Source organism: Streptomyces sp. yr375 (assembly GCF_900110755.1).
GTDB lineage: Bacteria > Actinomycetota > Actinomycetes > Streptomycetales > Streptomycetaceae > Streptomyces.
On the sequence record NZ_FOFF01000028.1, the window covers coordinates 27,720 to 39,554 of the forward strand.

11 protein-coding genes are annotated in these 11,835 nt (G+C 72.2%); 6 read left to right on the top strand and 5 right to left on the bottom strand.

Annotation, left to right across the window (positions count from 1 at the left end; translation table 11 throughout):
• Window positions 1-6: 6 nt before the first annotated feature.
• On the top strand, window positions 7-657 hold the full coding sequence (locus BMZ82_RS25000) for a class I SAM-dependent methyltransferase (protein WP_093779512.1): 651 nt from the start codon (window positions 7-9) through the stop codon (window positions 655-657).
• Here the strand turns inward: BMZ82_RS25000 and BMZ82_RS25005 are convergent.
• The 3 genes from BMZ82_RS25005 to BMZ82_RS25020 all read right to left on the bottom strand — a co-directional run bounded on the left by BMZ82_RS25005 (window position 654) and on the right by BMZ82_RS25020 (window position 4,351).
• The gene (locus BMZ82_RS25005; RefSeq protein WP_256252084.1) at window positions 654-2,105 is read right to left on the bottom strand and encodes a hypothetical protein; all 1,452 of its coding nucleotides are present in this window, start codon (window positions 2,103-2,105) and stop codon (window positions 654-656) included. The genes BMZ82_RS25000 and BMZ82_RS25005 overlap by 4 nt on opposite strands.
• Before the next feature lie 177 nt (window positions 2,106-2,282).
• A complete protein-coding gene (locus BMZ82_RS25015; RefSeq protein WP_093779610.1) occupies window positions 2,283-2,915 on the bottom strand; it encodes a response regulator transcription factor in 633 nt (210 codons plus the stop codon).
• Window positions 2,916-2,944: 29 nt separating this feature from the next.
• Window positions 2,945-4,351 (bottom strand): sensor histidine kinase, encoded by a 1,407-nt coding sequence (locus tag BMZ82_RS25020; RefSeq protein WP_093779612.1) that lies wholly within the window; start codon window positions 4,349-4,351, stop codon window positions 2,945-2,947.
• A gap of 398 nt (window positions 4,352-4,749) precedes the next feature.
• On the opposite strand from BMZ82_RS25020, the gene BMZ82_RS25025 reads away from it, so the two are divergent.
• The 3 genes from BMZ82_RS25025 to BMZ82_RS25035 are packed head-to-tail and all read left to right on the top strand — an operon-like array spanning window position 4,750 to window position 7,728.
• A complete protein-coding gene (locus BMZ82_RS25025) occupies window positions 4,750-5,643 on the top strand; it encodes a MaoC/PaaZ C-terminal domain-containing protein (RefSeq protein WP_093779516.1) in 894 nt (297 codons plus the stop codon).
• A 39-nt stretch (window positions 5,644-5,682) separates the two neighbouring features.
• A complete protein-coding gene (locus tag BMZ82_RS25030; RefSeq protein WP_093779518.1) occupies window positions 5,683-6,759 on the top strand; it encodes a Zn-dependent alcohol dehydrogenase in 1,077 nt (358 codons plus the stop codon).
• Between the two features lie 18 nt (window positions 6,760-6,777).
• Window positions 6,778-7,728, top strand: coding sequence for a 3-oxoacyl-ACP reductase (locus tag BMZ82_RS25035; RefSeq protein ID WP_093779520.1), 951 nt, complete (start codon window positions 6,778-6,780; stop codon window positions 7,726-7,728).
• A 143-nt stretch (window positions 7,729-7,871) separates the two neighbouring features.
• On the opposite strand, the gene BMZ82_RS25040 is transcribed toward BMZ82_RS25035, so the two are convergent.
• Window positions 7,872-8,051 carry a hypothetical protein gene (locus BMZ82_RS25040; protein ID WP_093779522.1) on the bottom strand — a complete coding sequence of 60 codons (180 nt, stop codon included), beginning with the start codon at window positions 8,049-8,051 and terminating at the stop codon, window positions 7,872-7,874.
• A 97-nt stretch (window positions 8,052-8,148) separates the two neighbouring features.
• The gene (locus BMZ82_RS25045) at window positions 8,149-9,357 is read right to left on the bottom strand and encodes a hypothetical protein (RefSeq protein ID WP_371271303.1); all 1,209 of its coding nucleotides are present in this window, start codon (window positions 9,355-9,357) and stop codon (window positions 8,149-8,151) included.
• Between the two features lie 750 nt (window positions 9,358-10,107).
• Here BMZ82_RS25045 and BMZ82_RS25050 point away from each other — a divergent pair.
• Together BMZ82_RS25050 and BMZ82_RS25055 are read left to right on the top strand one after the other, a co-directional pair.
• On the top strand, window positions 10,108-11,037 hold the full coding sequence (locus tag BMZ82_RS25050) for a Nif3-like dinuclear metal center hexameric protein (protein ID WP_256252085.1): 930 nt from the start codon (window positions 10,108-10,110) through the stop codon (window positions 11,035-11,037).
• Window positions 11,034-11,777, top strand: coding sequence for a zinc ribbon domain-containing protein (locus BMZ82_RS25055; protein WP_256252090.1), 744 nt, complete (start codon window positions 11,034-11,036; stop codon window positions 11,775-11,777). The genes BMZ82_RS25050 and BMZ82_RS25055 overlap by 4 nt, the downstream gene beginning before the upstream one ends.
• Window positions 11,778-11,835: the final 58 nt, after the last annotated feature.

The following is an 11,835-nucleotide window of genomic DNA, read 5'->3' on the forward strand; positions in this document are numbered from 1 at the left end:
ACCCGCATGTCCGCGGCACCCAAGCCCGAGATCCTGGCCGCGTTCGAGGCGGCGAAGGGGTTCATGCCGGTCGACGAGGGGCTCGCGCTGTACGCCGCCGCCGTCGAGGCGGGTGCGCTCGGGCTGCCGTTGCTCGAGGTCGGCACCTACTGCGGGCGTTCCACGATCCTGCTCGCGGACGCGGCCCGCCAGACCGGCGTCAGCGCCCTCACGCTCGACCACCACCGGGGCAGCGAGGAGCAGCAGCCGGGCTGGGACTACCACGACCCGGAGACCGTCGACCCCGAGATCGGCCTGATGGACACGCTGCCCACCTTCCGCCGGACCCTGCACCGGGCCGGTCTGGAGGAGCACGTGGTCGCGCTGGTCGGCCGGTCGCCGCAGGTCGCCGCGTTCTGGAACGCGCCCCTCGGCCTCGTCTTCGTCGACGGCGGCCACACCGACGAGCACGCCACCGCCGACTACGAGGGCTGGGCCCCGCATGTCGCCGAGGGCGGACTGCTCGTCATCCACGACGTGTTCCCCGACCCGGCCGACGAGTTCACCGGCCAGGCCCCCTACCGCGTCTACCTGCGCGCCCTGGCCTCCGGCGCTTTCACGGAGATCTCGGACACCGGCTCGCTACGGGTGCTGCGGCGCACGGGGGACGGCGTCTAGGACGTCGTACTCCCGGGACTCCCGGGACTCCCGGGACTCCCGGGACTCCCGCGATGGCGACGGCGGACGCGGATGTAGAGGAGCGCCACCGCCACCAGAGCGGCCGTCGGGATCAGTACGGCGGGGCGCAGGACGGAGCGGTACGGCGGGGCGGGGGACGCTTCCAGGGGGATGGCGGCGACGTCGTTGCCGGGGGTGCGGTCGAAGGGGTTGTAGGTGCGGATGGTGCCCTGCGCGCCGGGGACCCGCCGGTCGATGCGGATGTGGAAGTCGATGGCGGTCGTGCCGTCCTCGTGCCGGGCCTCCAGGAACCTGTCGTGGCCGATCTCGCAGACGAAGGCTCCGCCCGGCCGACCGGGCCGCTCGCACGCCCACTTCCCGCCGTCGTCCTCGAAGGTGTACGGGATGGAGGTGACCGTGGTGCCCTCCGGCGGGACCACCTCGAAGCGGCCCAACTCCTCGTCGCCGTCGCCGGACAGCCGGCCGGGGCCGAGGGCGTCCACTCCGAGCCGTACCTTCACCGTGTCGCCGACCCGGCCCCGTACGGGCGCGGTGACCGGACGGTAGTCGGCCTGCACGGTGGTGGTCACGGCGACCCTGCCGTGGCTGTCGCCGAACTCCTTGCGCGCGGCGGTGCGGACCAGGGTGAGCGGGGCGCCGGTGCCGCGGACGGTGTGGTCGGCGGGCTGCTGCGAATCCGACGACCAGGTGTAGGTGACCTCGCCGGTCAGCTTGTCGGGCGCGGTGACCGTGTAGAGCAGCGGGGCGCTGGTGCGGTAGGCGGCGCCCGGCGCGGGCTTCGTGGGGAACGTGCACCACGCGGAGGTGGGCGTGGGCCCGGAGTAGAAGCAGTTGCCGTGCCGGGCGGTCAGCGTCAGGCCGTCCGACACGTTGACCTGGAGGGCGACGGGCTGCCGCGCGGGGAAGCGGGTGTTGTTGGCCAACCGTGGGGTCACGGTCGCGGGCTTCCCGGGTGCCAGTCCGTTCACGGCCTCCTCCTGCCCGGGTGCGGACAGTGTCGGACCGCCGACGGTCATGCGGGTGGTGCCGGTGACGGTGGGCGCGTTGTCGGCGCTCGCGGTGTACGTCACCGTCCCGCTGTCGCCCGGTTCGACGCCGTCCACGCCGAGGAGGGTGAGGGGCTGGTAGCTCTCGCCGTCGCCGTTCTGTAGATCGCCGTAGACGCAGGTGTAGATGGGGCCCTCGGCCTCGCACGCGCGGTTCTCACCGAGCCGGGCGACGCCCGCCAGCCCCGACGCGTCCACGACGACCTTGACGTTACGGGCGTCCTCGCGACCCTTGCTCGCCTCGACGAAGACCGGGACGACGAAGTCGTCGTTCGAGGCCTTGGCCCCCTCGTCGGCGTTGTACATCACGAAGGTCTGCACGGTCTCGAACCGCATCACGACCCGGCCGGACCCGGCGGACCTGTCGGACCCGGCGGCCATGGCGGACGTTTGCGCCGATGCCGATGCCGATGCCGATGCCGATGCCGATGCCGATGCCGATGCCGACGCGAACACGGCGGCGAGGGCGGCCATGAGGGCGGCCGGTCGCCGGGGGATCGATATCCGTACGGGTATGGGTAAACGCATCCCGGCACTATGCCAGCAGTGGTCCAGTCCTTACAGCCAGCCCTGTTGCCGGGCTTCGCGCATCGCCTCCATCCGGTTGCGGGTGGCCGTCTTGCCGATCGCGGAGGACAGGTAGTTGCGGACCGTGGACTCGGACAGGTGCAGTCGGGCGGCGATGTCGGCGACCGTCGCCCCGTCCACGGACGCCTTCAGTACGTCGCACTCGCGGGCGGTGAGCGGGTTCGGGCCCGCGCTGAGCGCGGCCGTGGCGAGCGCCGGGTCGACCACCGTCTCGCCGGTCAGCACCCGGCGGATCGCCGCCGCCAGCTCCTCCACCGGACCGTCCTTCACCAGGAAACCGGCGGCCCCGGCCTCCATGGCCCGGCGCAGGTAGCCGGGCCGGCCGAACGTGGTCAGGATCAGCACCCGGCAGTCCGGCGCCTGCTCGCGCAGCTCGGCGGCGGCGTCCAGACCGCTGATGCCGGGGAGTTCGATGTCGAGGAGCGCGACGTCCGGGCGGTGGAGGAGGGCCGCGTCCACGATCGTGTCCCCGGTGCCGACCTGCGCGACCACCTCGATATCGGCCTCCAGCCCCAGCAGCAGGGCCAGCGCCCCGCGCATCATGCCCTGGTCCTCCGCGAGCAGCACCCTGATGGACTTGGTGGGGCGGTGGTCACGGGGCATCTCGTTCACAGGCCAACCCGGCGTCTCGGTCACGGGCCAAGGGTAGGTCCGCCGGCCACGGACGGCGCTTTGTCGGCGGGGACGGGCGCCGGGGCGGGGGCGGGGGTTGGGGCCGGGGGGTACCCGTCCGCGTGTGAGCCCGTCGGGAGGTGCACCGGGAGTTCTGCCAGTGGTTCCGTGGGTAGTTCCGCCGTGACCGTGAAGCCGCCGTGTGGTTGCGGGCCCGCTGTCAGGGAGCCGCCCGCTGTGGTGAGGCGTTCGCGTAGGCCGGTCAGACCGGTGCCGGATGGGCGGCAGCCGTCGGCGGGCTGCGCGCCGGTGCCGGTGCCGGTGCCGTTGTCCGTCACCGTCAGGCGGGTTCGTTCCGGGGTGCCGGACACGGTGATCCGGCAGCGGGTCGCGCCGCTGTGCCGGACGACGTTGGTGACCGCCTCCCGCACCACCCAGCCCAGCAGGGCGGCGGTCTGCGGCTCGGGCGGCGGCCCGGACCGGTCCACCGACGGTTCGACGCCCGCCGCCGTCAGCGCCGAGCGGGCCCGGTCCAGCTCGGTGACCAGGCTGCCCTCGCGGTAGCCGGTGACCGCCTCCCGGATCTCGGTCAGCGCCTGCCGGCCCACCGCCTCGATGTCCGCGACCTGCGCGAGAGCCGCGTCCATGTCACGAGGCGCCACCCGCCTGGCCGCCTCCGACTTCACCACGATCACCGAGAGCGTGTGGCCGAGCAGGTCGTGCAGATCGCGGGAGAACCGCAGCCGTTCCTCCTCCACCGCCCGGCGGGCCAGCTCCTCGCGGGCGGCGCGCAGGTCCCGTACGGCCCCGGAGAGGGAGAGGATCGCGGCCGTCACCATCGTCGAGATCCAGGTGGCGTAGCCGATGGCCAGGCCGTTCCAGCCCTCGTGGACGCAGGCGATCACACCGGCCAGGACCGCCACGGCCGTCCCCAGGCTGCGCAGGTGGCGGCCGCGCAGGACGGCGCCCGTCGCGAGGCCGAACAGCGGCAGGAAGAGCAGCCAGTTGCCGCCGTAGCCGAGGGCGAGGGCGCAGGCCACCGCGCCGAGCGCGCCATGGGCCAGTCGGGTCGACAGGGCGTCGCGGGAGTACTTGGCGAACGAGCGGAAGGCGACGTAGATGTACAGCGAGTTGAACGTCAGCACGCCCAGGCCGCCGATCCAGGGGTTCGGGGTCTGGCCCTGGAACAGGTTGGAGAACGCGCCCATCCCCATCACCAGCCACGGCAGCAACGAGAAGGCGTTGGCCGGCGGGCCGGTTTCCTCGGTGACCTGCCCGGCCTTGCGGGCGGCCTTGCACTCGGCCTTGAGGCGGTGCTTGTTGTCCTGCCAGTACCGCTGCTGCTTCCGCCCCTCGCGGTAGGCCGCCCGCAAGGCGTCTTGCCGGCGGGTCCAAGCGCTCCGCCGTCCTTCCAGTGACTTCGCCATGTCCATGTCCCCGTTCCCCCAGTCCTGTCGTTCCCGTCGTTCCACCGTTGTGTGGCTCTGTGCGTGGCTGTGTGTGGCTGTCTTCGACGCTACGGCCGCGAGCCCGCCCGTGGCAGTGCGAGATGTACGCACTCGGCCGGGACAAATGTCATGGGCGGCCGTATCCGAGCCCTGCATCTGACATGCCGTCAGGTGTCTTCACAAGTGTCGGGGCCTGGGCTATACAGGGGTCGCCGCACGGGAACGCGTTCTGGAGCGGGCGGGTTCCGCGGCCCCGTCACGACCTCGGTGCGGCCGATCGGTGCGGACGGCCGTGCCGAGGTCTCTGAGTGATCCGAGCGATCCGAGCGATCCGAGCGATCTGATTGATCCGATCGATCCGAGTTGTCAGGAGCTCCATGCCCATCGACGCAGCCAAGGCGCTCGCCGCCGAACCCCGGACCGGCGAGATCACCTGGGGCCACCGGGACGTCCTGCTGTACCACCTCGGCATCGGCGCGGGCGCCGACCCCGACAAGCCGAGCCCCGCCACCGACCCCGACGAACTGCGCTACACGCTGGAGTCACGGCTGCACGTCCTGCCCAGCTTCGCCACCGTCGCGGGGGCCGGCTCGCCCGGCGTGATCAGCGGACTGTCCATGCCCGGCATCGACGTCGACCTCGCCCGCGTCCTGCACGGCGGCCAGCGCCTGGAGATCCACCGTCCGCTCCCGGTGGCGGGCCGGGCGACCGCCACCGGGCGCATCGCCGGGGTGTACGACAAGGGCAAGGCCGCCCTCCTCGTCATGCGCACCGAGGTCGCCGACGCGGACGGCCCGCTGTGGACCAACGACGCCCAGATCTTCGTCCGGGGCGAGGGCGGCTGGGGCGGCGACCGGGGCCCGTCCGCCCGCCTCGAACCACCCACCGGTGAGCCGGGCCGGACGGTCGAGCGCGCCGTCCGCGAGGACCAGGCACTGCTCTACCGGCTCTCCGGCGACTACAACCCGCTGCACGCGGACCCCGAGTTCGCGAAGCTCGCCGGGTTCGAGCGGCCCATCCTGCACGGCCTGTGCACCTACGGCATCACGCTCAAGGCGGTCGTCGACACGCTGCTCGACGGCGAGGTGAGCCGGGTGCGCTCGTACACCACCCGCTTCGCCGGGGTGGTCTTCCCCGGCGAGACCCTGCGCATCCGGCTGTGGCACGGGGCGGATGGGGCGGGCGGGGCGGGCGCGGTGCGGGTGGCCGTGAGCGCGGTCGAGCGCGGCGACGCGCCCGTCCTCACCGACACGATCATCGAACACACCTGAACCACCCGCCAGTTGAGGGGACTCGAGGGGAGCCGCACCATGCGCGCAGCCGTACTGCACGAGATCGGTCAGGACAAGCTGGAGGTCCTCGACGACGTCGAGGCGGTGGGCTTCGGCCCCGGACGGGTCAGGATCCGGGTACGGGCCACCGGGCTGTGCCACTCGGACCTGTCCGCGATGGGCGGGGTGCTGCCGCAGCCCGCGCCGTTCGTGCCCGGTCACGAGGGCGCGGGAGAGATCCTCGAAGTCGGCGACGGCGTAACCCACTTGAAGCCCGGTGACCGGGTCGTCGTCTGCTGGCTGCCGGCCTGCGGGGCGTGTCCCGCCTGCAAGCGCGGCCAGACCCAACTGTGTCTGGCCGGCTTCATGAACGCGGGCACGCCCAACTTCAGGCGGCCCGGCGCGGACGTCTTCGGCTTCGCCGGCACCGGCACCTTCGCCGAGGAGGTCGTCGTCGACGCGGGCTGCGCCGTGCCGATCCCCGACGACGTGCCCTTCGACGTCGCCGCCCTCATCGGCTGCGGCGTGACCACCGGACTCGGCGCCGCGCTCAACACCGCCGACGTACAGGCCGGTTCGACGGTCGCCGTCATCGGCTGCGGCGGCGTCGGCATCTCCGCGATCCAGGGCGCCCGGCTCAAGGGCGCCGCCGAGATCGTCGCCGTCGACCCGGTCGCCTCGCGCCGCGAGTCCGCGCTCAAGTTCGGTGCCACGAAGGCGGTTTCACCGGACGAGCTGCAGGACGCCAAGCAACAGGTCACCGGCGGCGAGGGGTTCGACTACGTCTTCGAGGTCGTCGGCCGCTCCGCCACCGCCCGCACCGCGTACGAGAACACCCGGCGCGGCGGCACCCTCGTCGTCGTCGGCGCGGGCGCCCTGGACGACTACCTCCAATTCAGCATGTTCGAGCTGTTCTTCGACGAGAAGCGCATCCTGCCCTCGATGTACGGCGGCGGGGACGTCCTGCGCTCCTACGAGCGGACGATCGCCCTGTGGCGGGCCGGCCGCATCGACCTGTCCGGCCTGATCACCCACCGCGTGCCGCTCTCCGACGTCAACGAGGCCCTGGACCAGATGCGTTCCGGGACCGCGCTCCGCACCTGCATAGAGATCTGAGGGACGGGGGTGCGAGAGATGGCACTGCCACTGCCCCTGGACGGGCTGGCGGCGATCGTCACCGGGGCCGGACGCGGGCTCGGCCGGGCCGAGGCGCTGGAGCTGGCCCGGCTCGGCGCGGCCGTCGTCGTCAACGACTACGGGCAGCCGGGGCGGGACGGCTCGGGCGAGGCGTCGGTGGGCCCCGCCGAGGAGGTCGCGGCACAGATCCGGGCGGCCGGCGGCACCGCGCTCGTCCACACCGGGGACGTGTCCGACTTCCAACAGGCGCGCGAACTGGTCGAGTTGGCCGTCGACACGTTCGGCAAGCTGGACGTCGTCGTCAACAACGCGGGCATCCTGCGCGACCGGATGGTCTTCTCGATGGCCGAGGAGGAGTGGGACGCGGTCCTGCGGGTCCACCTCAAAGGCCACTTCAACACGACCCGGTTCGCCGCCGCGCACTGGCGTGAGCGCTCCAAGGCGGCGGGCGGGCCGGTGTACGGGCGGATCGTGAACACCTCGTCCGAGGCCTTCCTCGCGGGCTCGGCCGGACAGCCCAACTACGCCGCCGCGAAAGGGGGGATCGTCGGCCTGACGACGTCCTGTGCGCTCGCGCTCGCCAAGTACGGCGTCACGGCCAACGCCATCTGCCCGCGCGCCCGCACCCGGATGACGGAGGACGTCTTCGCCGGGTTCGAGCAGCCCGCCGACGGCCTCGATCCCCTCGCCCCCGAGCATGTCGCCCCGCTCGTCGGCTACTTGGCCTCACCGGCCGCCGCCCGCATCAACGGGCAACTGCTCGTCGTACACGGCGGGATGGTCGCCGTCGTCGAACGGCCGCGCGTCCAGGCGAAGTTCGACAGCAAACAGGACGCTTTCAGTTACGACGAGCTCGACGCCGTCCTCACCCCGCACTACGCGGACCGCCCGCCGGGGGAGACGTTCGCGGCGGCGGAGGTACTGGGGCTGCGGCGCGCGGAGAGATAGAGATAGAGATAGGGCAAGTAGAGCGAGCAGGGCAGGCGAAGGGGCTCCGGTCGTCCGTCGTCGGACGTCCGGAGCCCCTTCGGTCTACCGCGTACTGCTCGTGCCGCTCGTACTGCTTGTGTCGCTCGTACCGCTTGTACTGCTCAGACAGTCGCTTCGGTCTTGTCCTCGGTCCTGCTCTCGGCCGGCTTGCGGTGCCGGCCGTGCGGGGCCGAGTCGCCGTCGTGGGACGAGACCGGGCCCCGGTGCCGACCGTGACCGGCCGTCTCCTGGGAGTCCTGGGAGTCGGCGGACAGCGGCTGCTTCGTGCTTGCGTCGCTCATCGGAAAAGTTCACCCCGTCAACATGATCTTTCTGCACAGCCGGGCGATTTTATCCAGCACACCGAGGGGTGAATCCAGGCGGCCGCGCCAACCGCAGCTACTTCGTTACAAGGCTGCCGAGAGGGGCTTGTTGGAGGGGGATCGGACGGAGGGTGAGGGGTGGTGGGGCGGAGGCCGACGGGGGCGGGTCCGTGATCGGCGCCGACAGTGGGGCCGGTGGCGGGGCCGGCAGCGGTGCCGGCAGCGGTGCCACCCCGCAGGGTTCCGCCTGAGTGGCGTACGGCAGACGGAGGACGCCCCCCGGTGTCCACAATCCGCTGCCCGCCAACCAGCCCTCAGGGGCGGCGAGTTGGTGCAGTTGACGATCCGCGGGGCGCCACACGCCGACCCAGGTGCCGTAGGTGCCGTAGGTGCCGTAGGGGTCGCCGAAGTGGCCGTCGATGCGCAGCGCCACCGCGCAGCCCTCCGGCAGGAGCACCTGGCCCGGCTGGATCGCGAACGGGGTGAGGGTGTGGCCGGGCAGATGCAGCGACTCCGGGAAGCGGACCGGCAGTGTGCTGCCGAGGACCCCCCAGCCGAGACGCGCCTCGCCCGGTGACGGGGCGTCGGAGCCGATGAGCAGCAGGCCGCTGTCGGGGTCGGCGAGCAGCAGCCGGTCGTCGCTGTCGGCGGAGATCTGCAGCAGCGGCGACACCTCGCCGCCGCGCTCCAGGTCCACCACGATCGCCTTGGTCCGGCCGCCTGCCTCACGGTCCAGCGCGAGCATCCGGCCCGTACGGTCCAGCCAGACGCCGCCCGAGCAGCGGCCGGGGATCTCGGCGATGTGCTCGGGGCCGAAGGAGCCGCCCGCGACCAGCCACAGGGTCGTCGTCCAGCGGCCGACGGCGAGGGCGTACGCGCGGCTGCCGCAGGGGGCCGGGGGGAGCAGGTGCAGCCGGGTGTCCTCGTCCGGGCACTCGACGGCGCCGAGCGGCAGTTCGCCCGTGCCGGGGCCGGTCGGGTACAGCAGGGAGAAGGCGTGCCGTCCGTCGGTCGGCCGCCGGATCAGGACCCGTCCGTCGGCCATCGGCTGCACCTGCGTACCGGGCTCCTCGGGCTGGTTGCCGGGCAGCGGCACGGCGTACGGCTCGGGGCCGTCCAGGGTCCAACGCTCCGGAAACCAGGAGTCACCACTACGGGCAAGGCGCGCGGCGTAGGCACCGTCGGCGGTGATCACGCAGTCTGCGGCTGTGTGGGCCGAGGACGCGGAGTGTGCGGTCGCGTACGCCGTGGTCGCGGAGTCTGCGGCTGTGTAGGCCGAGGTCATGCGGTCTGCGGCCGTGTGGTCCGGGGTCGCGGAGTGTGCGGTCGTGTGGTTCGTGGTCGCGGAGTCTGCGGTCGCGTAGTCCGCAGTCATGCAGTCCGCGATCGCATAGTCGGTCGTCACGCGGCCCGTGGTCGCGTAGTGCGTGGTCATGCGGTCCGCTGCCGCATAGCCCGCGGTCGCGTAGTCCGCATGCGGCGGCGCGCCCTCGGCCCCGCCGACCTCGGGGACCGCAGGGGGCACAGGGACCACAGCAACCACAGGGGTCACAGCGACCACAGCGGCGGCAGGGATCACAGCGACGGCAGGAACCGCAGGAACCGGAGGAACCGCAGGAACCGTAGCGGCCACATAGGTCACATGGGCCGCAGGGGCTACTGAGGCTGCTGAAGGGGTCAGGGGCACATGGGCGGCATCGAGGGGGACCTCGACGGCGGCCTCGGGCGCGACCTCGGGGGTCTCGGGGATCTCGGGGGACTCAAGGACCTCGGGGACACCAGAGTTCTCCCCGTAGGGGACCTCGGGGTTTCCCCCGTCGTTCGCCCCGTCCGCCGCGGTGGGCTCGATCGCACAGGCCGGCATCGTCATCGTTTCCGTCACCTCCGGCCACGAAGCTAGTTTTCGTACGCGCGGACGTGGGACCGACGGGCGGTCCGCTCCCTCGTAAGAGTGGTGCAGAAGCGATTCGCCTGAGGGCCGTGGAAGCGGTGTGCATCGGTACGGGTTCGTAGAACGGCCAGGTAGCCTTTCCCCGTGCCCCGTCTGTCTGAAGTCATCACCGCGCTGGAGAACCTGTGGCCCGCCGAACGGGCCGAGTCCTGGGACGCGGTCGGTACCGTCGTGGGCGACCCCGAGCAGGAGGTCTCCCGGGTTCTGTTCGCCGTCGATCCCGTCCAGGAGATCGTCGACGAGGCCGTGAAGCTCGGCGCCGATCTGCTCGTCACCCACCATCCGCTGTATCTGCGCGGGACGACGACCGTCGCGGCCGGCACCTTCAAGGGCCGCGTGGTGCACACCCTCATCAAGCACGACATCGCCCTGCATGTCGCCCACACCAACGCCGACACCGCCGACCCGGGGGTGAGCGACGCCCTCGCCGGCGCCCTTGACCTGCGGGTCGTCCGGCCGCTGGTGCCGGACCCGAGCGACCCCGAGGGGCGGCGCGGTCTCGGCCGCGTCTGCGAGCTGGACCACCCGCTCACCGTCCGCGAACTCGCCGCCCGGGCCGCCGAACGGCTGCCCGCGACCGCGCAGGGCATCCGCGTGGCCGGGGACCGGGAGGCGACGGTACGGACCGTGGCCGTCAGCGGCGGGTCCGGCGACAGCCTCTTCGACCACGTCCGCGCGGCCGGCGTCGACGCCTTCCTCACCGCGGACCTGCGCCACCACCCGGCGTCGGAGTTCATCGCGGACCGCGCCCACAGCGCCCACGGCACCCACTCACCTCTCGCGCTGCTCGACGCCGCGCACTGGGCCACCGAGTGGCCCTGGTGCGAGCTGGCCGCCGCCCAGCTCGACGAGATCTCCGACCGGCGGGAATGGGGCCTGCGGGTCCACGTCTCCCGCACGGTCACCGACCCCTGGACCGCCCACGAGGCGTCCGCACCCGTCACACCCGCCGCACCCGTAACGCCTGCCACATCCGTCACACCCGTCACCGAAACACCGGGAGCCCCCAACTGAACGCCGAGCCCGCCGACCAGATCCGACTCCTCGACGTCCAGGCTTTCGACGCCCGGCTCCAGCAGCTCGCGCACAAGCGGAGGTCCCTGCCCGAGCACGCCGAGATCGAGTCGCTGACCAAGGACCTCACGCAACTGCGTGACCTGCTGGTGGCCGCGCAGACCGAGGACAGCGACACCGCCCGCGAGCAGACCAAGGCCGAGCAGGACGTGGACCAGGTGCGTCAGCGCGCCGCGCGTGACCAGCAGCGGTTGGACTCCGGGGCGGTCACCTCCCCGAAGGACCTGGAGAACCTCCAGAAGGAGATCGTCTCCCTCGCCAAGCGGCAGGGCGACCTCGAGGACATCGTCCTGGAGGTCATGGAGCGCCGCGAGTCCGCGCAGGAGCGGGTCGCCGAACTGACCGAGCGGGTCGGCTCCGTGCAGGGGAAGATCGACGACGCCACCGCGCGCCGCGACGCCGCCTTCGGGGAGTTCGACGCCGAGGCCGCCACGGTGACGAAGGAGCGCGCGCTCGTCGCCGCGTCCATCCCCGCCGACCTGCTGAAGCTGTACGACAAGCTGCGCGAGCAGCAGGGCGGCGTCGGCGCGGCCAGGCTCCTCCAGCGCACCTGCCAGGGCTGCCGTCAGGAGCTGGCGATCACCGACATCAACGAGATCCGCAAGGCCCCGCGCGACACGGTCGTACGCTGCGAGAACTGCCACCGCATCCTGGTCCGCACGTCCGAGTCCGGCCTGTAGTCGGCGAGTCGGTCAGTCGGGTCGGTCTGTTCTGTAGTCGGTTCGGTAAGGGGCTTAC